The organism is Azospirillum tabaci, assembly GCF_014596085.1.
GTDB classification, from domain to species: domain Bacteria; phylum Pseudomonadota; class Alphaproteobacteria; order Azospirillales; family Azospirillaceae; genus Azospirillum; species Azospirillum tabaci.
Genome location: NZ_JACCJY010000002.1, coordinates 43,706 through 68,108, shown reverse-complemented (window position 1 = coordinate 68,108; position 24,403 = coordinate 43,706). Strand labels below are relative to the sequence as shown.

The following is a 24,403-nucleotide window of genomic DNA, read 5'->3' as shown; positions in this document are numbered from 1 at the left end:
GTATCCGGACCCACCCGTCAGAGGGCTGCCCTTAGGCGGGTGAACGCGCCATCCAAATCCCGGATGAGATCGTCGACGTCCTCCAGCCCGGCGTGCAGGCGCAGGACGGTGCCGGGATCGGTCCAGCGGGTCGCGGTGCGGACGGCGCCAGGGCGCGTCGGAAGGATCAGGCTCTCGAACCCGCCCCAACTGTAGCCGAGCCCGAACAGCTCCAGGGAATTCAGCATCGCCGACAGGGCCGGCTTCGGCGCCGCGTTCATGACGATGGAGAACAGGCCGGAGGAGCGTCCGATGTCGCGCTTCCACAGCTCGTGGCCCGGGCAGTCGGGGAAGGCCGGATGCAGGACGCGGGTGACCTCGGGTTGCTTCGACAGCCAGCCGGCCAGGGCGAGCGCGCTTTCCTCGTGCTGCCTCAGGCGGACGGCCAGCGTGCGCAGGCCACGCAGCCCCAGAAAGAGGTCGTCCGGCCCGGCGCAGGTGCCGGTCCGCGTGGCAGCCTTCTTCACCGCCAGCCAGTGCGCCTCGTCGGCGCAGGAGATCACGCCGAGCATCGCGTCGGCGTGGCCGACGATGTATTTGGTCGCCGAGTGGATCGACACGTCCACCCCGTGGCGCAGCGGCTGGAAGAAGAGGGGGGTGGCCCAGGTGTTGTCGATCATCACCGTGGCGCCCACCGTCTTGGCCGCCGCAGCGATGGCCGGCACATCCTGCACCTCGAAGGTCAGGGAGCCTGGCGATTCGAGGAAGACGACGCTGGTGTTCGGCTTCAGCAACGTGGTGATGCCGGCACCGATGGTGGGGTCGAAATACTCGATCTCCACGCCGTAGCGGACCAGCGTGTCGTTGGCGAATCGGCGGGTCGGGGCATAGGCGCTGTCGGTGATCAGCACATGGTCGCCGGCCTTGGTGAAGGCCAGCAGCGCCGTGGCGATGGCGTTCAGGCCCGACCCAGTGTTGACGGAGCGGTAGGCCCCCTCAAGCTCCGCCACCGCCTGTTCGAAGGCCAACGTCGTCGGAGTCCCGACGCGCCCGTAGTTGATGGTGTCGAAGGGGGTGCGGTCGCTCGCCTCCAGCTCCTCCAGCGTCGGGAAGAGCACCGTCGAGCAATGGTAGACCGGCGGATTCACGATTCCGTGATTCTCGCGCGGGCTGCGCCCTGCGTGTCCGAGGATCGTATCTTTTCGTGCGTCTTTCATGGGTCTTCCCGCAACAACAGTGATGACGACCGTATCCCGGCATTCCAAGATGGATCCGGCCACCAAAGATTCTTTTCCCTAAGCGTCTGTAAGGGATAACCAATCCAAATGCACGGCTTAAGGATGATTCGACAAGCCGGATGCTGTTGGTGCACTCTTGTCACACGCGCGTGTCCGCTATGCGGGACGCGCATTGCATGAACCTAAGCGTAAAAACGCAAGAACAGGGTGGAGCCTAACATGAAATCGGGAATCCTCGCCGCTGCTGCCGCGGCCGTGGTGTTCGGTGCCGTCACCGGTGCTCAGGCTGGTCCGACGCTGGACGCCGTCAAGAGCCGCGGGTTCGTTCAGTGCGGCGTGAACGCCGGCCTTCCGGGCTTCGGCAACCCCGACAGCTCGGGCAACTGGACCGGTCTCGACGTCGATTACTGCCGCGCGGTCGCGGTTGCGCTGTTCAACGACCCGAACAAGGTCAAATTCACCCCGCTGTCGGCCCAGCAGCGCTTCCCCGCCATCCAGTCGGGCGAAGTCGATCTGCTGTCGCGCAACACCACCGTCACGCTGACCCGCGACACCTCGGTCGGCCTGAACTTCGCCCCGGTCACCTATTATGACGGCCAGGGCTTCATGGTGAACAAGAAGCTCGGCGTGAAGAGCGCCAAGGAGCTGAACGGCGCCACCGTCTGCGTCCAGGCCGGCACCACCACCGAACTGAACCTCGCGGACTATTTCCGCTCCAACAACATGTCCTACAACCCGGTCGTCATCGAGTCGAACGACGAGGTGAACGCCGCCTACTTCGCCGGCCGTTGCGACGTGCTGACGACCGACGCATCCGGCCTGGCCGGCACCCGCGCCGGCGTGGCCCCGGTTCCGGACGACCACATCATCCTCCCGGAGATCATCTCCAAAGAACCGCTGGCCCCCGCCGTCCGCCACGGTGACGACCAGTGGTTCGATGTGGTGAAGTGGACCGTCTACGCCACCATCCAGGCCGAAGAGATGGGCATCACCTCCAAGAACGTCGACGAGTTCGTGAACAGCAAGAACCCGGAGATTCAGCGCGTCCTCGGCACTTCGCCGGGCATGGGCAAGGCGCTGGGCCTGGACGAGAAGTGGGCCTACAATGTGATCAAGACCATGGGCAACTATGGTGAGATCTTCGAGCGCAACGTCGGCACGAAGACCCCGCTGAAGCTGGAGCGCGGCCTGAACGCGCTGTGGACCAACGGCGGTCTGCAGTACGCGATGCCGATCCGCTAAGGACGGAAAGGAGGACCGCGGACCGTAGGGAGGCCCGCGGTCCTTCCTTTTATTGACGACGGGCGGAGCGGTCTCAGGGCTACAAGAATCAATGCCCGTGCCGCAGGCCCGTTTGGGAGACGATATACGTGGCGCAAGTTGCGGCGGACGTTCGGGAGGCGGCCGGCGCCCTTATGCCATGCTGGTGAGGGGAGAGAACCGTGGCCAGCGAGACCCCGGACACCGCGCGCCCAAGCGCGCCTGGCGGTGTTTCATTTTCCCTCAGCGACCCGACGGTCCGTGCCGTGTTCTACCAGGTTCTGGTGGTCGGCATCGTCATCGCGGTCGGCTGGTTCCTGATTCACAACACGCTCGACAACCTGTCGAAGCGGTCCATCGCGACGGGATTCGGTTTCCTGGAGCGCGAGGCCTCCTTCGGCATCGGTGAGAGCCTGATCGACTACCATCCGCGGGACAGCTACGGCCGAGCCTTCCTGGTCGGCGTGCTGAACACGCTGAAGGTGTCGATCATCGGCGTCGTGCTTGCGACCGTGCTGGGCACGTTGATCGGCGTCGCCCGCCTGTCGAGCAACTGGCTGATCGCCAAGCTGGCTTCCACCTACGTGGAGATCGTCCGCAACATCCCGCCGCTGCTCCAGCTCTTCTTCTGGTACGCGCTGGTTTCGGAAAGCATGCCGCCCGTGCGGCAGGCGTTGAACCCGATTCCCGGCGTGTTCCTGTCGCAGCGCGGCCTGTTCGTTCCGGTGCCCTCCGCCGACCCGGTGTGGGGCACGATGGGCTTCGCGCTCGCCATCGCGGTGATCGCCGTCATCTTCCTGCGGCGCTGGGCCAAGGCCCGGCAGGAGCGGACGGGCCAGCCCTTCCCGATCGGATCGGCGAGCCTGGGTCTGCTGATCGGCCTGCCGCTCATCGCCTACATCGCCGGCGGCGCGCCGACGGCGCTGGACGTGCCGAAGCTGCAGGGCTTCAACTTCGTCGGCGGCGTGGTCCTCACTCCGGAGTTCTTCGCGATCCTGGTCGGGCTGGTCGTCTACACCGCCGCCTTCATCGCCGAGGTGGTGCGCAGCGGCATCCTGGCGGTCAACTGGGGCCAGACGGAAGCCGCAAGGGCACTCGGCATCGACAGCGGCAAGACGCTGCGGCTCGTCGTCCTGCCGCAGGCGCTGCGGGTGATCGTGCCGCCGCTGACCAGCCAGTATCTGAACCTGACCAAGAACAGCTCCCTGGCGCTCGCCATCGGCTACCCGGATCTGGTGTCGATCGCCAACACGACGCTGAACCAGACCGGTCAGGCGATCGAGGGCGTGGCGATGATCATGGGCACCTATCTGGTCATCAGCCTGGGCATCTCGATCTTCATGAACTGGTACAACAAGCGCATCGCGCTGGTGGAGCGCTGACGGCCATGACAGACAACGTCCATACCGGCAACATCCATACCGGAAGCATCCCCGACGAGCGTCCGCCGTCCAACACCGTCGGCCCCGTGGCGTGGCTGCGCAACAATCTGTTCAACACCTGGTACAACGCGCTCCTGACGATCCTGATCGCCTGGTTGCTGTTCAAGGCGATCCCGCCGCTTCTCGACTGGCTGATCTTCAGCGCCAACAGCTTCGGCACGCCGCCCCAGGTGTGCCGGCAGGAGGGCGGCGCCTGCTGGACCTTCGTCAGCGAGAAGCTGCGCTTCGTCATGTTCGGCACCTTCCCGTACGACGAGCAGTGGCGGCCCCTGGTCACCATCGTGATCATCATCGCGCTGGTGCTGGCGAGTTGCGACCGCCGCTTCTGGAAGCCGTGGCTGGCCCTCGTCTGGATCGCCGGCCTGACCGCGGTGGGCGTGCTGATGTGGGGCGGCGTTCTGGGCTTGACCTATGTCGAGAACACGCTGTGGGGCGGCCTGCCGCTGACGCTGATGCTGTCGGTGGTCGGCCTGTCGGTGGCCTTCCCGGCGTCGGTCCTGCTGGCCCTCGGCCGGCGCTCGCAGCTTCCCGCCATCCGCGTGATCTCGGTGACCTACATCGAGCTGATCCGCGGCGTGCCGCTGATCAGCCTGCTGTTCATGGCGTCGGTGATGTTCCCGCTGTTCCTTCCGACCGGTGTGAACTTCGACAAGCTGCTGCGCGCCCAGATCGCCTTCATCATGTTCGCCGCCGCCTACATGGCGGAAGCGATCCGCGGCGGTCTCCAGGCCATTCCGAAGGGCCAATACGAGGCGGCGGACGCTCTCGGCCTGAACTACTGGCAGGCGATGGGCAAGATCATCCTGCCGCAGGCGCTCGCCATTTCCATCCCGCCGCTGGTGAACACCTTCATCAGCTTCTTCAAGGACACGTCGCTGGTCATCATCATCGGCCTCTACGACCTGCTGGGCACGGCCAAGGCGGCGCTGTCCGACCCGGCCTGGCGCGGCTTCTACCGTGAGGCCTACCTGTTCATCGGCGTAATCTACTGGGTGTTCTGCTACTCGATGTCCAAATACAGCCAAAAGCTCGAACGCGACCTGCGTCGCGGTCATCGTCGCTGAGGGAAGGGGAAAAGAGATGACCATGGCCCAAACCGCCGGCGCCGCGCGCACCTTCCCCCAGGGGGAGCCGATCATCCAGTGCCAGGGCGTGCACAAGTGGTACGGCGAGTTCCACGTCCTGAAGAACATCGACCTGTCGGTTGCCAAGGGGGAGCGGATCGTGATCTGCGGCCCCTCCGGCTCCGGCAAATCGACCATGATCCGCTGCCTGAACCGGCTTGAGGAGCACCAGAAGGGCTCCATCATCGTCGACGGCATCGAGCTGACCGGGAACCTGAAGAACATCGAGCTGGTCCGCCGCGAAGTCGGTATGGTGTTCCAGCACTTCAACCTGTTCCCGCACCTGACCGTGCTGGAAAACTGCACGCTCGCCCCCATCTGGGTCCGCAAGAAGCCGAAGGCCGAGGCGGAGGAGATGGCGATGCGCTACCTGAAGCGGGTGCGCATCGCCGAGCAGGCGCACAAGTATCCCGGCCAGCTTTCCGGCGGCCAGCAGCAGCGCGTGGCGATCGCCCGCTCGCTGTGCATGAGCCCGAAGGTCATGCTGTTCGACGAGCCGACCTCCGCCCTCGATCCCGAGATGGTGAAGGAGGTGCTGGACGTCATGATCGGTCTGGCCGAGGACGGCATGACCATGCTCTGCGTCACGCACGAGATGGGATTCGCCAAGTCGGTCGCCGACCGCGTCATCTTCATGGACCGCGGCGAGATCGTCGAGCAGAACACGCCCAACGAGTTCTTCAACCACCCGCAGTCGGACCGGACGAAGCTGTTCCTCAGCCAGATCCTGAACCACTGATGCTCATAACCGCGCCGGAACGGCTTGTTCCGGCGCGGTAAACCAGCGCAACCCGCAAGGAACGCTGGCGGGTTGCCCCGGTTTCGGGTTGAATGCAGTCCGTTCGTGCTGTTTGCCGCTATGCACAACGGAGCCTGCCTGATGGAGCTGCTGAGTCCCCGTCCTGGAATTGGCCAGATCAAGCCCTACCGTCCCGCCCGACCGCCGCAGGACGGCGCCGCCTGGGTTGATCTGTCGCTCACGGTCAATCCGCTGGGACCCGGCAAGGAGGCGCTCACCGCCTACCGCCACATGGCGGCGCAAATCCACCGCTATCCCGACTGGTCGCAGGACCGCCTGCGCCACGCCATCGCCCGGCGCTACGATCTGGACGCCGGCCACATCACCTGCGCCAACGGCTCCGACGAGATGATCCACCTCGTCACCCAGGCCTTCGCAGGGCCGGGGGACGAGGTGCTGTGCCACGAGCATGGCTACCGCGGCTTCATGAAGGCGATCCGCGCCGCCGGGGCGACGCCGGTCATCGCCGCGGAGCGCGATCTGGTCGTCGATGTCGAGGCGATGATCGACCGGGCGAACGAGAAGACGAAGCTCTGCTTCCTCGCCAACCCGAACAACCCCACCGGCACCTACATTCCCTCGAACCTGGTCCTGCGGCTGCGCGCCGGCCTGCCGTCGCACACGCTGCTGGTGCTCGATTCGGCCTACGCCGACTATTGCCGCCGCGACAACTACAGCGCCGGGACGGAAATCGTCGAGAATTCCGACAACGTGCTGATGGTGCGCACCTTTTCCAAGCTGCACGGGCTGGCTGGGCTGCGCGTCGGCTGGGCCTATGGCCCGGCGGGGGTGATCGAGGCGATCAACCAGACGCGTGGTCCCTTCAACGTCGGGATCGCCGCCCAGGCCGCGGCGGAGGCCGCCGTCGGCGACACCGAGCATGAAGAGGCGACCTTCGCCCACAACAGCGCGTGGCTGCCCTGGCTGAGCCACGAGCTGGAGCAGCTCGGCGTGCGCGTCTACCCCAGCGTCTGCAACTTCATCCTGGCGCGCATCCCAACCGATCCGTCGCTCGGCGTCCAGGCGGTGCTCGACCATCTGGCGCGCCGCGGCATTCTGGTGAAGCCCACCCAGGATTACGGGCTGGCCGACTGCCTGCGCATCACAGTCGGGCGGGAGGACGAAAACCGGGCTCTGGTCGCGGCTCTGGGAGAGATTCTGAGCTGACCTCCGGCTCCTCGCCGGGAACCGGTTCGGGCATCGGGTCCGGATGCTGGGCGTGCTCGCGGGCGAAGATGAACAGCCCGGAGCCGACGACGATCACGATGCCGACCAGCGAGAGCAGGTCCGGCCACTCGTCGAAGAAGATCGCCCCGATGGCCAGCGCCCACAGGATCTGGCTGTATTGGGCCGCACCCACCCGATCCGCCGGGGCGAAGGCGGCGGCCAGGGTGAACAGGGCCTGGGCGGCGAAGGTCGTGGTGGCGAAGCCCACCGTCAGAATCCACTGCTCCTTCGTCGGCCACTCGAAACCGGGGATCATCAGCAGGCCGGACGCGACGGCGGTCGACAGGAACACCGTCCCGATCAGGGTGAAGCGCTTCTCGGTATGCCCGATCATCCGCCCGGTGATGACCACGACGGCGGAGCTGAAGGCGCAGCCCAGCGCCGCGAAATGGCCGGGCAGCAGCTCGCGGAAGCCGGGGCGGGCGACGATCAGCACGCCGATGAAGGCCGCCCCGATGGCCAGCCGCCGGCGCCAGCGCACCGGCTCCTTCAGCACGAAGATCGAGAGCAGCGTCACCAGGCTGGGCATCAGGAAGATCATCGCGAAGGCTTCCGCGAAGGGCAGGCTTCGGAACGACATGACGCTGAGCGGGGTGGAGGCCGCCACGAAGATCAGCCGCACCGTCATCAGCCAGGGCCGGTTCCAGCGCAGCAGGTCGCCGATGCGGTCGCCCTTGGTCATGAAGACCGGGGAGAGCAGCAACGGCAGGATGTAGGCGAAGAAGGTGACCTCGAACGGGTCCAGCCCATGCCCGATTGCCTTCACCAGCGCATCGCCCCAGGCGAAGAAGGCGAAGGCCAGGAACGCGAACAGAATGCCCTTCATCATGGCGTCGGAATCCTGGCGTTCGGAGCGGCGTGGAGCGGACCCGGACGGGCCGTCACTCGTTGATCGGAATGTGCGGTGCCGAGGTCCGCGGCAGCCAGCCGAGGAGACGGGGATCGCGGATCTCGCGGGTCACATGCCGGTAGGGCACGAACCCCATCGACTGATAGAGCGGCAGCGCCTTCGGGTGATCGAAGGTGCAGGTGTTGACCAGAAGCCGCTTCGTCCCGCCCTGCCAGGCGAGCCGGATCGCCGTGTCGAGCAGCCAGGGGCCGAGCTTCAGGCCGATGAAATCCGGGATCAGCCCAAAATAGGCCAGATCGGTGTTCTGTTCCCGCCGGTCGATCTCGGCGTAGCCGGCGGGCGTGCCGTTCACATAGAGGACCCAGATCTCGATCCGCGGGTCGGTGACGATGCGCCCCAGTTCCGGCATCGGCATGCGCCGCCGCTCGTGCCACAGCCAGGGCTCGCCCACCGTGTCGTAGAGATAGCGGTAGTAGGAGGCGGTCGGCGGGTTGGCCCGCACCAGCGCCACGTCACCCGCCGGACGGGGCAGGGGCGCGTGGGCCGGTGGCGCCGTCATCTCCAGATAGGTGACGATGACGGACAGGCAGCCGGGCGGCACCGGCGCCGCGATCTGGGAGTGCGACAGGGACGTCCGGGGAGGCGGCGTCAGGGAGAATCGGTCTTCAGCCATTTCTGCATCACGGTAACGGGACCGGTGGCATAGCCCAGCCGCTCATAGAACGCCACCACGGCGTGGTTCGTCGCGCGCACCATGAGTTGCGCCTTGGGCATGCCTGCCTCCACAAGCCAGCCCTCCGCCGCCCGAACCATCGTCCGGCCATGGCCGCGCCCGCGGCAGGCGGGATCGACCGCCAGATAGTAGAACCAGCCGCGATGCCCGTCATGTCCGACCATGATGGACGCCACGGTCCGGTCCCCCTCGCGGCCGATCAGGATCGTGGCGTTCGGTTTCGACACGGCGAGCGCGATGTCAGCCACCGGGTCGTTCCACGGCACCACGAGGTTGCAGGCGGTCCAGAGCGCCACCACGTCGTCACGGTCCGCCGCCTCGTAGGGACGGATGCTCAGCGCTTCGCTCACCGCGTCACCGGCCCTGTTTTCTGGGGTCCGATTTTCCGGGGTCCGGTCTCCAGCGGCAGATCGCTGCGCAGCCCCCATTCCGCCCAGGACCCGTCATAAACGGCCACGTCCTTCTTGCCGACGACGGCCAGACCGAGGGCGAGCACGCAGGCGGTCACGCCGCTGCCGCAGGAGGCGACGATGGGACGCTCCAGGTCGAGTCCGGCGCCCTTCGCCCGCTCCGCGATGACCTCGGGCGGCAACAGGGTCTTGCTCTCCGCGTCGATCAGGTCCGTGTAGGGCAGGTTGAGGCTGCCGGGGATGCGACCGCTGCGGCGGCCCGGCCAGGGCTCGACGACGGCGCCCTCGTAGCGGTTGGCGCCGCGGGCGTCCACCACCTGATCCGCCCCCGAGTCGATGTTGGCGAGCACGTCGTCGGCCCGGCGCAGCAGGCCCGGCTGCAGCCTCGCCACGAATTCCGCCGGGGCCGGGTCGGCCGGACCGGATTCCAGAGCCCGGCCTTCCGCGATCCATTTCGGCAGGCCGCCGTCCAGAACGGCGACGCGGTCGTGCCCGAACAGGCGGAACATCCACCAGACGCGGGCGGCGGCGGTGGCCATGCCGGCGCTGTCGTAGACGACCACCGTGTCGTCGCTGCCGACGCCGAGCGCCCCGACCTTGGCTGCGAAGATCGCTTCGTTCGGGACCATGTGCGGCAGGGGATGGGTGTCCGGCTGCGCCACCTCGTCGATGTCGATGCGCACGGCGCCGGGGATGCGACGCTCCAGGAACTCGGCGCGTGGGTCGCGGTCGGAGCCGGGCATGAACCAGGAGGCGTCGAGAACGCGTAGGCCCGGCTGGCCCAGCCGCTCCGCCAACCACCCGGTTGGAACGATCGGGCCGGGGAGGGTGAGTGTGGTTTTTGATTCGGTCATGGAATGTCTTCCCGTTCAACCCCGCAGCGCGACGATCACGCGCCGGTTCTGCTTGCCCTTGTTCTCGATCTTCACGACGTCGAGGCCGCCGATCTCGCCCAGCCGCTTCACATGGGTACCGCCGCAGGGCTGACGGTCAACCCCGGCGATGTCCACCAGCCGGACACGGCCATGGCCGCGCGGCGGCTTGACCGTCAGGGTGCGGATCAGCTCGGGGTTGGCGTCCAGCTCCTCGTCGGTGATCCACAGCGAGCCGACCGGCGTGTCCGCGGCGACCAGCCGGTTCAGGGCCGCCGCGATGGTCTCCTTGTCGAGCCCCTCGGTCGGGACGTTGAAATCGACACGGCTGCGCTCCGCCCCGACCTGGGCGCCGGTGATCGACGCACCGGGAAGCACCGCGCAGACGAGGTGCAGCGCCGTGTGCATCCGCATGTGGCGGTGCCGGCGGTCCCAGTCGATCTCCGCCTCGACCGGCGTGCCGGGGGCGGGCAGGGCGGTGCCGGGCTCGGGCACATGGATGACGTCGTCCGGCCCATCGCCCTTCACCGTGTCCACGATGCGCAGCGTGGCGCCGGCGATGCGCAATTGGCCGGTGTCGCCGGGCTGGCCGCCGCCGTTGGGATAGAAGACCGTCCGGTCCAGCCGGATGCCCCGCTCGTCCGCGGATGTCACGGTGGCGGTGCAGGAGGTTGCGTAGGCGTCCTCGCGGAAGATCAGTTCCATGGAACCTCGGGTGCGTTTACGAATCCAGCCAATCGGGCACAGGCAGATTCTTCTCACGCAGGAACGCCGGATTGAAGAGCTTCGATTGGTAGCGCTGCCCTCCGTCGCAGAGAATCGTCACGATGGTGTGGCCCGGCCCCATCTCCTTGGCGATGCGGATGGCCGCCGCCACGTTGATGCCGCTCGAACCGCCAAGCACCAGGCCCTGCGACTTGATCAGGTCGAAGATGACCGGCAGGGCTTCCTCGTCAGGGATCTGCAGAGCCTGATCGACCGGGGCGCCTTCCAGATTCGCGGTGATGCGGCCCTGGCCGATGCCTTCGGTGATCGAAGTGCCCTCGGCCTTCAGCGTTCCATGGGCGTAGTGATGGTAGAGGGAGGCGCCCATCGGATCGGCCAGAACGATGCGGACGCCCGGATCGCGCTCCTTCAGCGCCAGACCGACGCCGGCCAGCGTGCCGCCGCTGCCCACCGCGCAGGTGAAGGCGTCGATCCGCCCCTCGGTCTGGTTCCAGATTTCCGGACCGGTGGTCAGGCGGTGGCCCTCGCGGTTCGCCACATTGTCGAACTGGTTGGCCCAGACGGCGCCGTTCGGCTCGGTCTTCGCCAACTCCTCGGCCAAACGGCCCGAATAGCGGACGTAGTTGTCGGGGTTGGAGTAGGGCACCGCCGGCACCAGGCGAAGGTCGGCGCCGACCAGGCGCAGCATGTCCTTCTTCTCCTGGCTCTGCGTTTCCGGCATCACGATGACGGTGCGGTAACCGAGCGCGTTGCCGACCAGCGCCAGCCCGATGCCGGTGTTGCCCGCCGTGCCCTCGACGATGGTGCCGCCGGGGCGCAGCAGGCCCCGGCGTTCGGCGTCGCGGACGATGGCCAGGGCGGCGCGGTCCTTCACGGACCCGCCTGGATTGAGGAACTCCGCCTTGCCCAGGATCTCACATCCCGTGGCCTTCGACGGCCCTTCCAGCCGAATCAGCGGCGTGTTGCCGATGGAGCCGATGAAGCCGGTGCGGATGTCCACGACTGTCTCCCGAATCGAATGATGAACCGGGCAACACTATCGGATTGCGCACCAGGGAATTCAAGGTCGGCCTGTGAAATGCAGCATTGAACGAAGTTGATTTGTTCTTTCTATTTTCCAGCCCATTGAGCGCGCAGCCGGTCGCGGTTCCGCGCGAACCAGCCCAGCGCGATGATGGCGATGGAATTGTTCAGCCGGTTCTCGTCGAGCAGCCGGATCGCCTCGTCGGCCGGGACGACCATGATGCGGATGTCCTCGTGCTCGTCCGCGCAGCCACCCGTCGCGGCGAGGCCCCGGCTGTCCACCCGGCCGCAGAAAACGGTCACATGCTCGTCGTAGGCGCCTGGGCTGGGGTAATAGTCGCAGATCGTCTCGATGTCCTGGATGGTGCAGCCGGCTTCCTCCATGGCCTCCCGCCGCGCCACCTGCTCCGGTGTCTCGCCCTCGTCCAAAAGGCCGGCAACGATTTCCGTGAGCCACGCCGGCCCGCCCGCCGAAGCCGAGCCGACCCGGAACTGCTCGATCAGGACCACGCTGTCCCGGTCCGCATCGTAGAGCAGCACGCCCACGGCTTCGCCGCGCACGCAGACCTCCCGCGGCGGCAGAACACCGGTCCAGGAACCGTCGAACTTCTTGTGGCGCAGGCGGTAGACGTCGACCTTGAGATAGCCGTTGTAGGCCGTCTTCTTCTCTTGGACCTCGATGTCCGGATGATCCACGGGCGGGACTCCTTGGCTTGCTGGGCGTGCACGGTCCAAGGATGTAGCGCATCCGCCCGACCGGGGCGAGGCGGCTGGGAATTTTCCCTCAGAAGGTCGGGTTCAGTTTCAGCGTGCTGTAGCGGTCGGCGGAGGGGACCGCGATCGACTCCAGCTTGGGTCCGCGCAGCAGTTCCAGCGGCACGGTGACGCCGGCTGGACCGAGATCCCAGACCTTGCGGTAGAAATCCGCCAGTCCTTGCGGCCGCTGGCCGGCAACCCCGACGATCATGTCGCCCGGCTGGATTCCCACGGTCGCCGCGGGGCTCTGCGGTGTGACCTTTTCGACCATCAGGCGGCCTTGCTCCTCGCGCAGCGTGACGCCCAGCCAAGGGCGCGCCGGTTCCTGCCGCCGTCCGAACGCCAGCAGATCGGCCAGGATCGGCTTCAGCGCGGAGACCGGAACGAACATGTTGCCGGGAATACCGCCATGGGCGGGTACAGCGTCGCGCACGATCAGCGAGCCGATCCCGACCAGTTCGCCCTTGCGGTCGATCAGAGCGGCGCCGTTGAAACCCATGATCGGGGGGGTGGTGAAGATCGCCTCGTCCAGCAGATACTCCCAATAGCCGGCAAACTCGCGTTTCGCGGCGATCAGCACCGGCTGCACCCCGGTGGACCCCTGCCGGGTGAGCACGATGGCGCGCTCACCCTCCTTGATCGCGTCGGAGTCGCCGAGCCGGACGGGAGCGGCGCTGAACCCCATGCCGGCGCGCAGCAGGCCGAATCCGCTGGCTTGGTCGTAGGCCACGAATTCCGCGGGATAGCCGCGCCCCTCGCCGGTGGTGACCTGGAGCTGGGACGCCTCCAAAATCGTGTAGCCGATGGTGAGGATCAGTCCCGCCCCGTCGATGACGACGCCGGTTCCCTCGCGCTCCGTGCCGAGCGAACGGGCGCTCTGGCTGTCGGGAAGGATGGTTGCGGAGATGCGGACCAGGGCACCCGCCAGCTTCGCCGCGTCGAGCTGGTCCGCCCGCGCCGCGGCGATGGGAAGCATCACGGAAAGGAAGGCTGCAAGGCAGGTCGCAGAGAAGGTCAACGTCCAGGGGATGCGGCGCCAGCGACCCGTCATGCTTCCCTCCCTTGCCGGAGTCGAGTCGGGCGGGACGCCGGATTGCTCGATCCCCGAACTAAACATGAGCGTCAGGGCGCTTCCATCAAGTGGCTCTCCGATTCGACCGGGGCGCTGCAGTCCGGACCGTGAAACCTCCACCCGTCGGCGACGTTACCCGCATCAACGACACCACGAAGGACGGGACCGATGCCCATCAACAGCGAACGCGAACTCGAACAGGCGGTGGCGGAGTTCCAGCGTCTTGCCGACGAGCCGGCCGGTTCGCCCGGCGAGCGCCGGAAGCTCGAACTGGATGCGGAGATCAAGGCCTTCTACCTCCAGCACTCCGACGACATGCGCAAAGGCAAGCCGCGCCACGAGTGAGGCACCGCGGCCGGCACCGGCACGCATTTCTTCATCGACGCGGAGGGGGCGGCTGGCCGACACTGCCGCCGCTCCCGGACCGGATCGCCGCTCCGGGGCGCCGTCGTTGAAGGAAGGAGCGCGTCCCCACGATGAAGCGAATCGACAACTGCTACACCTGCCTGTTCTGGGAAGGGCAGGGCATCCGCCAGAGGGGACCGAAGGGCCTGTGCCGCCGCTATCCGCCGCAGGTGACGCCGCGTGACACCGAAGGACGCTTTCCGATCACCCTGTCCACCGACTGGTGTGGCGAATGGAAACGCGACATCGGCGATCCTGCCGGCGAGGTGGCGGACAACCGCCTGATCTACGACGACCCGCAACCTCGATAGACAGGCACGAAGGTGGCCCGACCAGTCATCGGGCCATCGGGCGTTCGGTTCAGCAGGGCATTTCAGCGGGGCATCGGTGCGACCACCATGGACCGCTGGTTTTCCGGCAGCACCGCGTTGCCACGAACCAGCATCCGGTGCCAATCGACGCCGAGCAGGGCAATGGCCACCGCCATGGACAGAGCGATGATCGCCACCGCGCCGACCCAGCCACCGTTTTCCTGCCGGCCATCGGGCCGCGGAGTCCCGCTCTTGGGTGTGAGGGATCGAAAGTTGAGGGGCAGAATGGTCATGGGTCGCCTCCACCGCTGAACAGGCGCAATCACGACTCGAAAAACATTCTATGGAATTGTAACGCTGGGAGAGCCGCGGCGGCATCGGGCCTTCGGTCGGAACGCTCGTTCCTTCGTATGATGCCGGAAGCGGTGGCGGCGAAAGATCGATATGAAAAAAGACCGAGCCCGCGAGGACTCGGTCTTTTCATCGAAGTGGCTCCCGGTGCTGGACTCGAACCAGCGACACGCGGATTAACAGTCCGCTGCTCTACCGACTGAGCTAACCGGGATCAGTCTGACCGGCCTTGCGAGGCGCAACGTCCGGCGTGGGCGGCTATATAGCGGACCCTCCGACGCTTGCCAAGTCTTTTGATGGCAAAAAACGACCGAAGGAGCAGGGCGGTGGGCCGAGCCCACACGACGCGAAAACGCGGAAAAGCATCGGGCCGTTCGGGCGCGATGCTTGTCAAACGCTTTGATTTTGCTGATGTCTCAGCCGGATCAAGGATGGAGGCACGGGCGGGAATCGAACCCACGTACACGGATTTGCAGTCCGCTGCATCACCACTCTGCCACCGCGCCATCCTTGCGTCCGGCACCCCCTAGCGGGAGCGCCGCGGCGTGGGAGCGGACGTATACTGCGGTTCCCCTGGGTGGTCAAGCGCCTTCGTGGCGTTTTCTGACGAACCGGTGCGGCGTTGTGTTCGTGAGACTTTGAAGATATATACGCGACGAGGCAGCGAGGCCGCGTACCACGGCTTGGCGCCGCGCTCCGTCCACCAGATTGTAAGCGACCGCCATGTCCGAATACGCCGCCGCCCGTCTCAACATGGTCGAAGGGCAGATCCGACCGAACAAGGTGACCGACCAGCGTCTGGTCGATGCCATGCTCGACATTCCCCGTGAACAGTTCGTGCCGAAGGCGGTGCGCGGCATCGCCTATGTGGACGAGGATCTCGCCATTGGCAAAGGCCGCTATCTGATGGAGCCGATGGTCTTCGCACGCATGCTCCAGGAAGTGACCATCGACGCGACCGACGTCGTGCTGGACATCGGCAGCGGCTCCGGCTACTCGACCGCCGTGCTGGCCCGCCTCGCGGCGACCGTCGTCGGCATCGAGTCCGACGCCGAGCTGGCCCGGCAGGCCACGGAGTCCCTGAGCGCGGTCGGCGTCGACAACGCCGTCGTCATCACCGCTCCGCTGACCGAAGGCTACCCGCAGCAGGCCCCTTACGACGTGATCGTGATCGAGGGCCTGGTGTCGGAGGTGCCGGAAGGCATCCTGGCCCAGCTGGCCGAGGGCGGGCGGCTGGTCGCCGCCGTTCTGGGCGATCGTGGGGTCGGCGAGGTGAAGCTCTATCAGCGCAGCGGCGGAGTCGCCTCGGCGCGCACGTTGTTCGAGGCGCACACGCACCCGCTGCCCGGTTTCGAAGCCAAGCCGAAATTTGTATTCTGATTTTAGAGAGAGCGAACTTTGGGGCTTCGGCCCCTATCGACCTGCCCCCAGCCTGTCACCTTGCCTTTCACCGGCCGCGGACCTGCGGCCCGCAGCGGAGAATCAAGGCATGCCGGCGCCGTTTGACATGGAAGTCGAAGACCTGTACCGCATCCGGACATCGGGTGGCGATCCGCTGGTGCTCGACGTACGGGAACCGGGGGAGGTGGCCATCTGCGCCCTTCCCGACAGTCTGCACATTCCGATGGGGGCGCTGCCCGCCCGCGTCGGGGAGTTGCCGCGGGACCGCGACATCGTGGTCGTCTGTCACCACGGCGGGCGCAGTGCGCAGGTGACCATGTGGTTGCGTTCCCAGGGATTTTCCCGCGCCACCAATCTGAATGGCGGGGTGGATGCCTGGGCGCGCCGAATCGACCCGAACATGAAGGTCTATTGAACATGACTGTGCGAAGCCGTTTCGCGCGCCATTTGATGGCAACCGCCCTCACGCTGGGTGTTGCCTTCGTCGGGGGCATCGACACCGCGTCGGCCCAATCCCTCGAAGACGCGCTAGCGCAGGCCTATTCCAACAACCCGGCCCTCGCCGCCCAGCGCGCCCGTCAGCGCGCCGTGGACGAAGGCGTTCCGCAGGCCCTGTCGGGCTACCGTCCGACGGTGCGGGCGACGGCGGACATCACCCGCAACGCCACCAACAGCACCTTTCAGGGCGGGGAAACCGGCTCCGAGAACAACGCCAAGACCGTCGGCGTCACCGCCACCCAGCCGATCTACGACGCGACCGTAGGTCCGGCCGTACGCCGCGCCGAGCGCACCGTTGAAGCCCAGCGCGCCACCGTGCTCGCCAACGAGCAGCAGATCCTGCTGAACGCCGCGGCGGCCTATCTGGACGTTGTGCAGAACCAGGCGGTGCTGGAGCTTCAGGCCAACAACGAGCAGGTTCTCCGCCGCCAGCTCGACGCCGCCCGCGACCGCTTCCGCGTCGGCGAATACACCCGCACCGACGTCAGCCAGTCGGAATCGCGCCTGGCCGCCTCCATCGCCGCACGCATCTCCGCCGAAGGCACGCTCCAGGCGTCGCGCGCCACCTACGAGCGCGTCGTCGGCTCGATGCCCGGCAAGCTGAAGGCGCCGAAGCCGAAGTTCAAGCTTCCGGGGACGCTCGACGAGGTCGTCGAGATGGCCCGCTCCAACAACCCGTCGGTGCTGTCGGCCACCTACACGGAGGCGGCGCAGCGCGAGGCGGTGGACCAGCAGTTCGGCCGCCTGCTCCCGTCGGCCAACCTGTCGGCGCAGGCCAACCGCACCATCGACGCCGGCCGTTCGTCGGGCATCGACATCAAACGGCAGGACGGCGCGCAGCTCACCGCGCAGATCACCATCCCGCTCTATCAGGCCGGCCTGCCGGAAGCGCTGACCCGCGAGGCGAAGCACACCGCGAATCAGGCCCGCCTGCAGATCGACGACACCCGCCGTCAGGCGGTCGAGGCGGCGATCAGCGCGTGGCAGGGGCTGCAGGCGGCGCGGGCGAGCATCGAGTCCTACAACTCCCAGATCCGGGCCGCCGAGATCGCGCTGGAAGGCGTGCGGCAGGAAGCCCAGGTCGGCTCCCGCACCGTGCTCGACGTGCTGAACCAGGAGCAGGAACTGCTGAACGCCCGCGTCAACCTCGTCCGCGCCCAGCGGACCGAGATGGTCCAGGCATTCACGGTCCTTGGCGCCATCGGCCAGTTGACGGCGCGGCAGCTCAACCTGCCGGTCCAGTATTACGACGCCGATACGCACTACAAGCAGGTGCGGAACAAGTGGATCGGAACCGGCGTGCCGGAGTGATCGCACTTGGATGCCCCTTCCAGGGGGATCATTCCCGGATGATCGAAACGGCCCGCCTCGGCGGGCCGTTTTTGTCTGGTGGCTTTTTGCCCACTCCTGCCCTAGTGTCCGCGTCAGGATGACGTCCCCGGGTTTGCCACGATGAGCGATAAAGGCCAGCAAGAACCGTCGATGGAGGAGATCCTCGCCTCCATCCGCCGCATCATCTCGGAGGACGGCGAACCCGCGAAGGCGGAAGCGGCGCCTCCGCCGCCCCCACCTCCTCCACCGCCGCCACCTCCGCCCCCGCCGCCACCGCCTCCCATGGAGGAGGATGACGACGACGTTCTGGAACTCACCCAGATGCTCCAGGACGAGCGGAGGGATGAGCCCGATGAACCCGACCCCGATCCGTGGCGCGACGAGCCGTCCTTCGGCGGAATGGCAGACCCGGAACCCGCGTTCCACGAACCGGACCCCGAGCCGCCGCCCCCGCCGCCGCGCCCTGCCGCGAAGCGTCCGGCACCGGCCTTCGACGATTTCGACGATGACGAGCCGCCCCCGCCGCGGCCGCGCATCCGCGCGTCGGATCTCGACGACGGGCTGATCTCTCGCCGGGTGGCCGAGGAATCGTCCCATCACTTCACGCATCTGGCGCGCCAGCTCGGCGACGACCTGTCCATCGGCCCGATGCCCGTCGGCATCCGCACCGTGGAGGAAGTCGTGCGCGAGCTGTTGAAGCCGCTGCTGAAGGAGTGGCTGGACGAGAATCTGCCGACCATCGTCGAACGGCTGGTGCAGCAGGAAATCGACCGGATGATCCGGCGCTCCCAGAAATTCTGAGCGGCGTCACGCCCGCCACGCATTCCGTTTGAATTCGTAAGCGAAAGTTCCTGGTGATGTTGGAAAAGACGTACCGGCCCGCCGAGGTCGAGGAAAAGCACTACCGGCTGTGGGAAGAGACGGGCGCGTTCGCGGCGAAGACCGAGTCGAACGGCAAGCCCTACACCATCATGATGCCGCCGCCGAACGTGACCGGCAGCCTGCACATGGGCCACGCGCTGACCTTCACGCTCCAGGACGTTCTGACCCGCTACAACCGGATGCGCGGGCGCGACGCCCTGTGGCAGCCCGGCACCGACCACGCCGGCATCGCGACCCAGATGGTCGTGGAACGGAACCTCGCCAAGGAAGGCAAGACGCGCCACGACTTCGGCCGCGACGCCTTCATCGACAAGGTGTGGGAGTGGAAGGCCGAATCGGGCGGCACCATCACCCGCCAGCTCCGTCGGCTGGGCGCCTCGCCCGACTGGCCGCGCGAGCGCTTCACCATGGACGAGGGGCTGAGCCGCGCCGTCCGCAAGGTGTTCGTGGAGCTGCACAAGCAGGGGCTGATCTACAAGGACAAGCGGCTGGTCAACTGGGACCCCAAGCTGCACACCGCCATCTCCGACCTCGAGGTCGAGCAGAAGGAGATCAAGGGCAACCTCTGGCACTTCCGCTACCCGATTGAAGGCGAGGCCGACCGCTTCATCGTGGTCGCCACCACGCGCCCCGAGACGATGCTGGGCGACACCGGCGTCGCCGTGCATCCGGAGGATGAGCGCTACAAGGACCTGATCGGCAAGAACGTCGTCCTGCCTCTGGTCGGCCGCCTGATCCCCATCGTCGGCGACGAGTACGCCGATCCGGAAACCGGCTCGGGTGCGGTGAAGATCACCCCGGCCCACGACTTCAACGACTTCGAGGTCGGGCGGCGCAACAACCTCGCGGCCATCAACATCATGGACCGCGACGCCCGCATCACCGGCGAGGAGGTCCCCGAGGCCTACCGCGGGCTCGACCGCTACGAGGCGCGTAAGAAGGTCGTGGCCGAGCTGGAGGCGCTGGGCCTGCTGGAGAAGATCGAGCCGCACACCCACATGGTGCCGCACGGCGATCGCTCCGGCGTCGCCATCGAGCCCTGGCTGACCGACCAGTGGTACGTCGACGCCGCCACGCTCGCCAAGCCGGCCATCGAGGCGGTCGAGACCGGTAAGACCGTGTTCGTTCCCAAGCAGTGGGAGAACACCTATTTCGAATGGATGCGCAACATCCAGCCCTGGTGCATCAGCCGCCAGATCTGGTGGGGCCATCAGATTCCCGCCTGGTACGGCCCGGACGGCCATTTCTTCGTCGAGGAGACCGAGGAGGCGGCCATCGCCGCGGCCAAGGCCCATTACGGCCAGGACGTGGCGCTGACCCGCGACCAGGACGTTCTGGACACCTGGTTCTCGTCGGCCCTGTGGCCCTTCTCCACGCTGGGCTGGCCGGACGAGACTCCGGAGCTGGCGCGCTATTACCCGACCGACGTGCTGGTGACGGGCTTCGACATCATCTTCTTCTGGGTCGCCCGGATGATGATGATGGGCCTGCACTTCATGAAGGACGTGCCCTTCCGGACGGTCTACATCCACGCCCTGGTCCGCGACGAGAAGGGCCAGAAGATGTCGAAGTCGAAAGGCAACGTCATCGACCCTCTGGACCTGATCGACCAGTACGGCACCGACGCCCTGCGCTTCACCCTGACGGCGATGGCCGCCCAGGGTCGCGACATCAAGCTGGCGGTCAGCCGCGTCGAGGGCTACCGCAACTTCGCGACGAAGCTGTGGAACGCCGCGCGCTACACCCAGATGAACGGGGTGGCCCCGGTCCCTGGCTTCAAGCCGGTCGGACTGACCCAGACGGTGAACCGCTGGATCGTCGGTGCCCTGGCGGAAGCGGCGAAGAAGGTCGGCGAGTCCATCGAGGCCTACAAGTTCAACGAGGCCGCCAACACCGCCTACGCCTTCACCTGGGGCACCTTCTGCGACTGGTACCTGGAGTTCACCAAGCCGATCCTGAACGGCGCCGACGAGGCGGCCATCGCCGAGACGCGGGCGACCACCGCCTGGGTGCTGGACGAGATCCTGCACATGCTCCACCCGCTGATGCCCTTCATCACCGAGGAGTTGTGGGAGCAGCTGTCCACCGACCGGGCGAACCGTCTGATCTCCGCCCGCTGGCCGGAGCACGGCGCGGAGCTGATCGATCCCGCCGCCCGCGACGAGATGGATTGGGTGGTCCGGGCGATCTCCTCGGTCCGCTCCATGCGGTCGGAGATGAACGTCCCGCCCGCGGCGCAGATCGAGCTGAAGCTGAAGGACGCCGCTCCGGAGAGCCTGAAGCGGCTGGACACGCACCGTGACCTGATCCTGCGCATGGGCCGTCTGTCCAGCGCAGAGCCGCTGTCCGGCGCGGTGCCGAAGAGCGCCGTCCAGGCGGTGCTGGACGAGGCCACGCTGATCCTGCCGCTGGAAGGCATCGTCGACCTCGACAAGGAGCGGGCGCGCCTGACCAAGGAAATCGAGAAGCTGTCCGGCGAGATCAAGAAGATCGACGCCAAGCTGTCGAACGAGCAGTTCGTCGCCAAGGCGCCGGAAGAGGTGATCGAGGAGCAGCGCGACCGCCGCGACACGGCGGAGCAGGCCCGTGACAAGCTGCAGAAGGCGCTGGAGATGCTGGCCGCGTAAGGCCGGTCATCCAGACCCCAAAAAGCGAGAAAGGGCAGGGGCTTCGGCTCCTGCCCTTTCTCTTTGTCTGAAGAATGCCTGATGGCTTGAGGACTCAAATCTTGATGGAGGACACGAAGCGGTCGGCGTCGGCTTCGAGCTGCCGGAGTTCGTCCGCCAGCTGTGCGGCGGAGTAGATCATCTCGATGGCCGACTTGCCGGTTTCCGCGGCGGTGATCGCCATGGTGCTGACGCTCTCGGTCACCTCGTGGGTGTTGTCGTTGGCCCGGCCCACCGCGCCGACGATCTCCTCGGTCTGCTCGAGCTGGTCGCGCACGGCGGCGGACACGTCCTCCGACAGGTGGGCGACCTCCTCCACGGTGGTCCGGATGGCACGGATCGCCTCGACGACGGAGCCGGTGGCCTCCTGGATGGCGCCGACCTGACCGGCGATGTCCTCGGTCGCCTTGGCGGTCTGGTTGGCCAGCACCTTGACCTCCGACGCGACGACGGCGAAGCCCTTGCCCGCCTCTCCGGCGCGGGCGGCCTCGATGGTGGCGTTCAGGGCCAGCAGGTTCGTCTGCCCGGCGATGTCGTTGATCAGCCGGACGATCTCCCCGATCCGCTGCGAACTGTCGGCCAGCGCCGCCACCGCCGAGTCGCTCTGCCGGGCGTGGTCCACGGCGCGGCGGATGGCCGTGCTGGAGGTGGTCACCCGCCCGCCGATCTCGCCGATGGAGGCGGAGAGGGTGCGCGACACGTTGTTGACGATGCCGACCACCTCGGAGGTCTGCTCCGCCTTCTCCGAGGTGTCGAGCGCCTGCTCCTTCATCTTCTCCGCGGTGTCGCGCAGGATGTGCGCGCCGTTGCGGATCTGGTCGGCGGCGTGGCTGACCGTGTGCAGCACGCGCCCGAAGGCCGAATCGAAGTCTTGGGCGATGGCGCGCAGCGCGGTTTCCCGCTCCTCCTCCGCCCGCCGTTCGGCCCGGCGGGACTCCTGCTCCAGTTCATGCGTGCGCTGAAGATTCTCTTTGAAGACGCTGACGGCGCGGGCCATTGCGCCGATCTCGTCGCGCCGCCCGGTCTCCGGCACGGTGGCCGTCCGGTCGCCGCCGGCCAGCCGCTCCATCACACCCTCGATCAGGCGCAGGGGCCGGGTGATGCTGCGGGCGACGAGCAGGCTGATGATCGCGAAGCCGACCAGCAGGACGGAGCCGACCTGGAGCACGTTGGCAATCACCTCGCCGCGCACCCGGTTCTGAGTCTCAACCGCTCCGGCCATGCCGGCGTTGGCCGACTCCAGCAGGGCTTCGAAACGGGGCACCATCGCCTGGAAGGCGTCGTTGAAGGTCTGCACCTCGGCCCGGAAGGCCTTGGTGGCATCCACGAACCGGCCCAAGTCGGTGCGATAGGTGCGCGCCTGCTTCTCCAGCTTGGTCTGAGTGGCCGCGTCCAGCCCCGAATCGGCCAGGAAGAAGGTGAATTCGTTGAAGGCCTTGCGATGGCCGGACAGCAGCGATTCGTCGCTGTAGATGATGAAGTCCTTTTCCATCTTCCGCATGGATTCCATGCGGCCAGTCAGCTTGTCGGCGTTCGGCCACTGCTTCAGTTCATCCTCGATGGCGCGGGCCGAGGCGCGCAGGCCGCCGCGCAGGCCGCTGTCGTCGGACAGACCCAGTTCCTTCGCCCGCGCGACCACCGACGAGAACCGCTCCTTCAGCGCGCCGATGCCTTGGGAGAGGTTGTCCAGCTCTTCCTTGGGAAGGCGTTCCGCACCACGGTCCTTGAGAGTGTCCAGCAGGCGGGACGCCTCCTCCGCGTTCTTCGCGAAGGCGTCGGCCGCCGTCTCGTCCCGGTCGGCCACGAAGCGCAACGCCTGGAAGCGCAGGCGGCTGGCCCGGCGCTCGATGGCTGCCGTGTGCTCATAGGCGTCGCGGAACTGGTCCAGTTCGGCGGTTGCCTCGAACATGCGCTGGGCACCGACGGTGACCGTCCCGCCCAGAAGGCCCAAGGTGACCACGGACGCGGCGACCAGCAGCGCGATTCGCGTGCCGATGGAAATGTTCGACAGCATATGCGGTAAATCCTTGGTTGCGCCGCGGACCTTACCCGCCGCCGAAGACGCCGTTGTTACGGATTGATGGCGGATTCGTTACCGTGCCGTCGCCCCTGGGCATTCATGGTGAACACCCGTATCTAGAAACCACTGGAAATGGAAAGGGGAGGTCGGCTGTTGTCCTTCGTGCTGTCGAAGCTGCTGTGGTTCCTGGTTTCGCCGGGCAATCTGCTGGTGCTCATCCTCACCGCCGGGACGGCGCTGCTGTTCACCCGCCGTCTGGCTCACTGGGGGCGGCGGCTGGTCGTGGCGGTGACCGTCGGCTTCGTCATCATCATGGTCACGCCGATCGCGTCGTGGGTCGCGCTGCCGCTGGAAGAGCGTTTTCCCCGCCCCGACCTGCCGGAGCGGGTGGACGGCATCATCATGCTGGGCGGGGCAGTGAACCCGCCGATCACCCGCGACCGCGGCGAGCCGTCCGTCAACGACGCGGCGGAGCGTGTTCTCGGCTTTGCCGAACTGATCCGTCGCTACCCCCAGGCGCATGCGGTCTTCACCGGCGGCTCGGGGCGGCTGACCGGGCAGGACGCCTTGGAACTGCGCGAGGACCTCGCCGTCCGCGGCGCGCTTCGGCAGGTCGGAATCGATCCGGATCGCGTGACCTACGAGAACGAGTCCCGCAACACCTGGGAGAACGCCCTGTTCAGCCAGCGGCTCGTCGGCCCGAAGCCGGGGGAGACCTGGATCCTCGTGACCTCGGCCATGCACATGCCACGCTCGGTCGGCATCTTCCGGCAGGTCGGCTGGCAGGTGATTCCCTATCCGGTCGATTACCGCACGCGCTTCGGTGGACGGCCCTTCGTCCGATTCGAGTTCGACAAGCAGATCGACGCGCTTCAGGACCCGGTCCGCGAATGGATCGGCCTCGTCGCCTACCGTCTGATGGGGCGGACCGAGTCGCTGTTTCCAGGGCCCGCCCATGAGCGCGCTGCGGCGCAGGCGGGCTCCTGAAGGGCGTTGCGCGGTTGGCGCGGAGAGGTAACTCGGCTA

23 protein-coding genes, 2 tRNA genes and 1 pseudogene are annotated in these 24,403 nt (G+C 66.9%); 13 read left to right on the top strand and 13 right to left on the bottom strand.

Annotated elements, in window-relative coordinates; translation table 11 throughout:
* Positions 1-17: 17 nt before the first annotated feature.
* Entirely contained in the window at positions 18-1,196 is a 1,179-nt protein-coding gene (gene metC / locus H0B54_RS03450) for a cystathionine beta-lyase (protein WP_188259253.1), read from the bottom strand.
* 240 nt (positions 1,197-1,436) lie between these two features.
* Here metC and H0B54_RS03445 point away from each other — a divergent pair, with 240 nt between their 5' ends.
* The 5 genes from H0B54_RS03445 to H0B54_RS03425 all read left to right on the top strand — a co-directional run bounded on the left by H0B54_RS03445 (position 1,437) and on the right by H0B54_RS03425 (position 7,009).
* Entirely contained in the window at positions 1,437-2,459 is a 1,023-nt protein-coding gene (locus H0B54_RS03445) for an amino acid ABC transporter substrate-binding protein (protein ID WP_094302113.1), read from the top strand.
* A gap of 200 nt (positions 2,460-2,659) precedes the next feature.
* Positions 2,660-3,859, top strand: a complete 1,200-nt coding sequence (locus H0B54_RS03440; RefSeq protein ID WP_094302112.1) for an amino acid ABC transporter permease — start codon at positions 2,660-2,662, stop codon at positions 3,857-3,859.
* Between the two features lie 5 nt (positions 3,860-3,864).
* The gene (locus tag H0B54_RS03435) at positions 3,865-4,983 is read left to right on the top strand and encodes an amino acid ABC transporter permease (protein WP_188259252.1); all 1,119 of its coding nucleotides are present in this window, start codon (positions 3,865-3,867) and stop codon (positions 4,981-4,983) included.
* A 22-nt stretch (positions 4,984-5,005) separates the two neighbouring features.
* On the top strand, positions 5,006-5,782 hold the full coding sequence (locus H0B54_RS03430; protein WP_211109180.1) for an amino acid ABC transporter ATP-binding protein: 777 nt from the start codon (positions 5,006-5,008) through the stop codon (positions 5,780-5,782).
* A 141-nt stretch (positions 5,783-5,923) separates the two neighbouring features.
* Positions 5,924-7,009, top strand: coding sequence for a pyridoxal phosphate-dependent aminotransferase (locus H0B54_RS03425; RefSeq protein ID WP_188259251.1), 1,086 nt, complete (start codon positions 5,924-5,926; stop codon positions 7,007-7,009).
* Here H0B54_RS03425 and H0B54_RS03420 read toward each other — a convergent pair.
* The 8 genes from H0B54_RS03420 to H0B54_RS03385 form a co-directional block, all read right to left on the bottom strand.
* Positions 6,945-7,898 (bottom strand): DMT family transporter, encoded by a 954-nt coding sequence (locus H0B54_RS03420; protein ID WP_188259250.1) that lies wholly within the window; start codon positions 7,896-7,898, stop codon positions 6,945-6,947. The genes H0B54_RS03425 and H0B54_RS03420 overlap by 65 nt on opposite strands.
* A 52-nt stretch (positions 7,899-7,950) precedes the next feature.
* Positions 7,951-8,592, bottom strand: a complete 642-nt coding sequence (locus tag H0B54_RS03415) for a GNAT family N-acetyltransferase (protein ID WP_188259249.1) — start codon at positions 8,590-8,592, stop codon at positions 7,951-7,953.
* Positions 8,568-9,002 carry a GNAT family acetyltransferase gene (locus tag H0B54_RS03410; protein WP_188259248.1) on the bottom strand — a complete coding sequence of 145 codons (435 nt, stop codon included), beginning with the start codon at positions 9,000-9,002 and terminating at the stop codon, positions 8,568-8,570. Before H0B54_RS03410 ends, H0B54_RS03415 begins: the two co-directional genes overlap by 25 nt.
* Positions 8,999-9,916 (bottom strand): 3-mercaptopyruvate sulfurtransferase, encoded by a 918-nt coding sequence (sseA, locus tag H0B54_RS03405; RefSeq protein ID WP_188259247.1) that lies wholly within the window; start codon positions 9,914-9,916, stop codon positions 8,999-9,001. The genes H0B54_RS03410 and sseA overlap by 4 nt, the downstream gene beginning before the upstream one ends.
* A gap of 15 nt (positions 9,917-9,931) precedes the next feature.
* A complete protein-coding gene (locus H0B54_RS03400; RefSeq protein WP_188259246.1) occupies positions 9,932-10,639 on the bottom strand; it encodes an alanyl-tRNA editing protein in 708 nt (235 codons plus the stop codon).
* Between the two features lie 16 nt (positions 10,640-10,655).
* Complete coding sequence (locus H0B54_RS03395) at positions 10,656-11,660, bottom strand: cysteine synthase A (RefSeq protein WP_188259245.1); 1,005 nt, start codon at positions 11,658-11,660, stop codon at positions 10,656-10,658.
* Between the two features lie 110 nt (positions 11,661-11,770).
* Positions 11,771-12,379, bottom strand: a complete 609-nt coding sequence (locus tag H0B54_RS03390; RefSeq protein ID WP_188259244.1) for an NUDIX domain-containing protein — start codon at positions 12,377-12,379, stop codon at positions 11,771-11,773.
* An 88-nt stretch (positions 12,380-12,467) separates the two neighbouring features.
* A complete protein-coding gene (locus tag H0B54_RS03385; RefSeq protein WP_188259243.1) occupies positions 12,468-13,490 on the bottom strand; it encodes a S1C family serine protease in 1,023 nt (340 codons plus the stop codon).
* Between the two features lie 189 nt (positions 13,491-13,679).
* Here H0B54_RS03385 and H0B54_RS03380 point away from each other — a divergent pair, with 189 nt between their 5' ends.
* Both H0B54_RS03380 and H0B54_RS03375 read left to right on the top strand, forming a co-directional pair.
* Complete coding sequence (locus H0B54_RS03380; protein WP_188259242.1) at positions 13,680-13,856, top strand: hypothetical protein; 177 nt, start codon at positions 13,680-13,682, stop codon at positions 13,854-13,856.
* 131 nt (positions 13,857-13,987) lie between these two features.
* Positions 13,988-14,227 (top strand): hypothetical protein, encoded by a 240-nt coding sequence (locus tag H0B54_RS03375; protein WP_188259241.1) that lies wholly within the window; start codon positions 13,988-13,990, stop codon positions 14,225-14,227.
* 62 nt (positions 14,228-14,289) lie between these two features.
* On the opposite strand, the gene H0B54_RS03370 is transcribed toward H0B54_RS03375, so the two are convergent.
* From H0B54_RS03370 to H0B54_RS03360, 3 genes are all read right to left on the bottom strand, one after another.
* Positions 14,290-14,520, bottom strand: a complete 231-nt coding sequence (locus H0B54_RS03370; RefSeq protein WP_188259240.1) for a hypothetical protein — start codon at positions 14,518-14,520, stop codon at positions 14,290-14,292.
* A gap of 196 nt (positions 14,521-14,716) precedes the next feature.
* Positions 14,717-14,792: transfer RNA gene (locus tag H0B54_RS03365), tRNA-Asn, on the bottom strand.
* Positions 14,793-15,010: 218 nt separating this feature from the next.
* Positions 15,011-15,084, bottom strand: a tRNA-Cys gene (locus tag H0B54_RS03360).
* A gap of 217 nt (positions 15,085-15,301) precedes the next feature.
* Here H0B54_RS03360 and H0B54_RS03355 point away from each other — a divergent pair.
* From H0B54_RS03355 to H0B54_RS03335, 5 genes are all read left to right on the top strand, one after another.
* The gene (locus H0B54_RS03355) at positions 15,302-15,958 is read left to right on the top strand and encodes a protein-L-isoaspartate O-methyltransferase family protein (RefSeq protein WP_188259239.1); all 657 of its coding nucleotides are present in this window, start codon (positions 15,302-15,304) and stop codon (positions 15,956-15,958) included.
* 127 nt (positions 15,959-16,085) lie between these two features.
* On the top strand, positions 16,086-16,394 hold the full coding sequence (locus H0B54_RS03350; protein ID WP_246472303.1) for a rhodanese-like domain-containing protein: 309 nt from the start codon (positions 16,086-16,088) through the stop codon (positions 16,392-16,394).
* 35 nt (positions 16,395-16,429) lie between these two features.
* Complete coding sequence (locus H0B54_RS03345; RefSeq protein WP_246472302.1) at positions 16,430-17,788, top strand: TolC family outer membrane protein; 1,359 nt, start codon at positions 16,430-16,432, stop codon at positions 17,786-17,788.
* Between the two features lie 141 nt (positions 17,789-17,929).
* A complete protein-coding gene (locus H0B54_RS03340; protein WP_188259237.1) occupies positions 17,930-18,610 on the top strand; it encodes a DUF2497 domain-containing protein in 681 nt (226 codons plus the stop codon).
* Positions 18,611-18,666: 56 nt separating this feature from the next.
* Entirely contained in the window at positions 18,667-21,318 is a 2,652-nt protein-coding gene (locus H0B54_RS03335) for a valine--tRNA ligase (protein ID WP_188259236.1), read from the top strand.
* A 94-nt stretch (positions 21,319-21,412) separates the two neighbouring features.
* Here the strand turns inward: H0B54_RS03335 and H0B54_RS30465 are convergent.
* Positions 21,413-22,462, bottom strand: a pseudogene (locus H0B54_RS30465) (methyl-accepting chemotaxis protein); the annotation flags it as partial.
* Positions 22,463-23,539: 1,077 nt separating this feature from the next.
* Here H0B54_RS30465 and H0B54_RS03325 point away from each other — a divergent pair.
* Entirely contained in the window at positions 23,540-24,364 is an 825-nt protein-coding gene (locus H0B54_RS03325) for a YdcF family protein (protein WP_343068899.1), read from the top strand.
* Positions 24,365-24,403: the final 39 nt, after the last annotated feature.

What these genes read in the sequence shown, in the direction of transcription:
- H0B54_RS03375 (WP_188259241.1), top strand. Translation starts at nt 13,988, where the DNA reads ATGAAGCGAATCGACAACTGCTACACCTGCCTGTTCTGGGAAGGGCAG.
- H0B54_RS03355 (WP_188259239.1), top strand. Translation starts at nt 15,302, where the DNA reads ATGTCCGAATACGCCGCCGCCCGTCTCAACATGGTCGAAGGGCAGATC.
- H0B54_RS03385 (WP_188259243.1), bottom strand. Translation starts at nt 13,490, where the DNA reads ATGACGGGTCGCTGGCGCCGCATCCCCTGGACGTTGACCTTCTCTGCG.
- H0B54_RS03340 (WP_188259237.1), top strand. Translation starts at nt 17,930, where the DNA reads ATGAGCGATAAAGGCCAGCAAGAACCGTCGATGGAGGAGATCCTCGCC.
- H0B54_RS03445 (WP_094302113.1), top strand. Translation starts at nt 1,437, where the DNA reads ATGAAATCGGGAATCCTCGCCGCTGCTGCCGCGGCCGTGGTGTTCGGT.
- H0B54_RS03430 (WP_211109180.1), top strand. Translation starts at nt 5,006, where the DNA reads ATGGCCCAAACCGCCGGCGCCGCGCGCACCTTCCCCCAGGGGGAGCCG.
- H0B54_RS03350 (WP_246472303.1), top strand. Translation starts at nt 16,086, where the DNA reads ATGGAAGTCGAAGACCTGTACCGCATCCGGACATCGGGTGGCGATCCG.
- sseA (WP_188259247.1), bottom strand. Translation starts at nt 9,916, where the DNA reads ATGACCGAATCAAAAACCACACTCACCCTCCCCGGCCCGATCGTTCCA.
- metC (WP_188259253.1), bottom strand. Translation starts at nt 1,196, where the DNA reads ATGAAAGACGCACGAAAAGATACGATCCTCGGACACGCAGGGCGCAGC.
- H0B54_RS03370 (WP_188259240.1), bottom strand. Translation starts at nt 14,520, where the DNA reads ATGACCATTCTGCCCCTCAACTTTCGATCCCTCACACCCAAGAGCGGG.
- H0B54_RS03435 (WP_188259252.1), top strand. Translation starts at nt 3,865, where the DNA reads ATGACAGACAACGTCCATACCGGCAACATCCATACCGGAAGCATCCCC.
- H0B54_RS03345 (WP_246472302.1), top strand. Translation starts at nt 16,430, where the DNA reads ATGGCAACCGCCCTCACGCTGGGTGTTGCCTTCGTCGGGGGCATCGAC.
- H0B54_RS03425 (WP_188259251.1), top strand. Translation starts at nt 5,924, where the DNA reads ATGGAGCTGCTGAGTCCCCGTCCTGGAATTGGCCAGATCAAGCCCTAC.
- H0B54_RS03415 (WP_188259249.1), bottom strand. Translation starts at nt 8,592, where the DNA reads ATGGCTGAAGACCGATTCTCCCTGACGCCGCCTCCCCGGACGTCCCTG.
- H0B54_RS03420 (WP_188259250.1), bottom strand. Translation starts at nt 7,898, where the DNA reads ATGATGAAGGGCATTCTGTTCGCGTTCCTGGCCTTCGCCTTCTTCGCC.
- H0B54_RS03400 (WP_188259246.1), bottom strand. Translation starts at nt 10,639, where the DNA reads ATGGAACTGATCTTCCGCGAGGACGCCTACGCAACCTCCTGCACCGCC.
- H0B54_RS03380 (WP_188259242.1), top strand. Translation starts at nt 13,680, where the DNA reads ATGCCCATCAACAGCGAACGCGAACTCGAACAGGCGGTGGCGGAGTTC.
- H0B54_RS03335 (WP_188259236.1), top strand. Translation starts at nt 18,667, where the DNA reads ATGTTGGAAAAGACGTACCGGCCCGCCGAGGTCGAGGAAAAGCACTAC.